This window comes from Acinetobacter sp. 243_ASPC, from assembly GCF_001054715.1.
GTDB lineage: Bacteria > Pseudomonadota > Gammaproteobacteria > Pseudomonadales > Moraxellaceae > Acinetobacter > Acinetobacter soli.
In genome coordinates, this window is sequence record NZ_JVOR01000114.1 from 1 (window position 1) to 2,581 (window position 2,581).

Here is a 2,581-nt window from a genome sequence, read left to right on the forward strand (position 1 = left end):
TAGAACGTCAGCAGCGTATCAATGATGTCGAGAAACTTGCTGATGATATTGCATCAGAATCACAGGCCCGTATCAGTGATGTTCAAAACTTAAATGGAGATATAGATCAAGAACGTCAACAGCGTATTACTGCTGTGAATCAAGTTGCAGATAATATCGCGTCAGAATCACAAGCTCGCATCAGTGCTGTTCAAAATCTTAGTGATGGTCTGACACATGAAAGCCAGCAGCGTGTTGCTGGTGATGAGCATGTCTTGTCTGTTGTTGATACCTATAAGCAAAGTACAGAAAACTCGTTTGCTGCGGTGCGTCAAGAAATTGATGTCGTAGCAGATGATTTGAGTGCTGCATCAACAAAACTCGATGGTGTCTATGCGAAAGTCACACCTCTGACTGCTGATCAAGATTCTTGGACCGCAGACAGTGGTAGCAATGAAGCGTCAAGCTGGTCGATTCAATCGGCTCAAGTTGATGGCGATTCAGCTCTTGGCCAGCGGATTGATACGATTAATGTTGAAGTTGGTAAAAATCAGGCAGCAATCCAGGAGGAGCGAACAGCACGTGCATCGGGTGACGAAGCCAATACGCAGGCGATCAACAGCTACATTGCCCGTAATGATGTGGCACTTGCATCTGTTAAGCAGACCGCTGAAAGCGCTGTCACTGCATCAAGTAGTAATTCAAGCGCGATTCAGGCTTTAGACAATCGTGTTGATGTGGCTGAGTCTGATGCATCAGTAGCAAAAACCAATGCTGCGAGTGCAATTACCAAAGCTGAAACTGCCGTTACAACAGCGGGATCAGCTTCGAGTCTTGCACAACAAGCATCTGCAACAGCAACCGCTGCGAGTGATACAGCTACAACTGCAAACAGTAATGCTTCCAATGCGGTGAACACGGCAAACACTGCAAACAACACAGCAAATGAAGCCAAAACCAATGCAGCCACGGCTCTATCGACTGCTAATGCTGCAGCCACAGAATCTGCTGCCAATGCTAGCCAGATCAACAGCATTAATGCTGCTCTGGGTGACAAAGCCAGCACCGGTGCACTGAACTCTGTCAAAGCAGAGGTTGATGAAATTGACGGACGATTGACTGCAGCAACTGAAAAACTTGATGGTGTCTATGCGAAGGTCACACCTTTGACCGCGGACCAGAATAACTGGACTGCGGACAGTGGCAGTAATGAAGCGTCAAGCTGGTCGATTCAATCTGCCTATACGGATGGTGATTCAGCTTTAGGCCAGCGGATTGATACGATTAACGTGCAAGTGGGTTCAAATCAAGCAGCAATTCAGGAGGAGCGTTCAGCACGTGCATCGGGTGACGAAGCCAATGCGCAAGCGATCAATAACTACATCGCCCGCAATGACACCGCTTTGGCATCTGTTAAGCAGACTGCTGAAAGTGCGGTATCAGCATCGAGCAGTAACTCAAGCGCAATCCAAACATTAGACAACCGCCTAGAGGTTGCTGAATCTGATGCATCGGCAGCAAAGACCAATGCGGCAAGTGCAATTAGTAAAGCTGAAACTGCCGTTACAACAGCGGGATCAGCTTCAAGCCTTGCACAACAAGCATCGGCAACAGCAACCGCTGCGAGTTATACAGCCAGTACTGCAAATAGTAATGCTTCAAATGCGGTGAACACTGCAAATACTGCCAACAGCTCTGCAAATGAAGCCAAAACCAATGCAGCTACGGCTCTATCAACTGCCAATGCAGCGGCAAGTGAATCTGCTGCCAATGCCAGCCAGATCAACAGCATTAATGCTGCGCTTGGAGATAAGGCTAGTACCGGTGCGTTGAATTCTGTCAAAGCAGAGGTTGAAGAAATTGACGGACGTTTGACTGCAGCAACTGAAAAAGTCGATGGAGTTTATGCCAAAGTCACGCCTTTGACTGCGGATCAAAGTACTTGGACCGCAGACAGTGGCAGTAATCAGGCATCAAGCTGGTCGATTCAATCAGCTCAAGTTGATGGTGATTCAGCTTTAGGTCAACGGATTGATATCGTGAGTGCAACTATGGCTGAGAACGATGCGGTCTATAAAAGTCAGATCAAAGCTACTGCAGATGCAAATAAGGCGCTGGTTGATAAAACTGAAATTATTCAAACATCATTAGGAGAAAATACAGCCTCAATTGAAGAGGTCACGCAATCAGTAGATGGCCTATACGCACAAAAATTCACTAAGTTTGATGTGAATGGAAAGGTTATTGGGTGGGGAGGTGCGAATGATGGTGTAGAGGGTAAATACATTTACAATGTAGATACTTTTGCTTTGGGAAGCGGGGACAGTACTGATTACTATCCTTTTATATTTAGAACCACACCATTTACCGATCCTGCTACAGGAACAGTCTTCCCGGTATCAGCTTACTTAAAGTCTGCAATGTTGGACTACCAGTCCGTTAAAACTTCTCATATTGAAGATCTGGCAGTTAAAACAGCGAAAATTGATAACTTGGCGGTTAAGACGGCCAAGATTGATGATTTAGCAGTTACGGGTGCCAAGATTGATAATCTAGCGGTTGATACGCTGAAAATCAAAGACAATGCGGTAACGGTTCCGGT

The 2,581-nt window shown here is 46.2% G+C and carries 1 pseudogene; it reads left to right on the plus strand.

Annotation, left to right across the window (positions count from 1 at the left end):
• Positions 1-2,581, plus strand: a pseudogene (locus ADA42_RS17910) (phage tail protein); the annotation flags it as partial.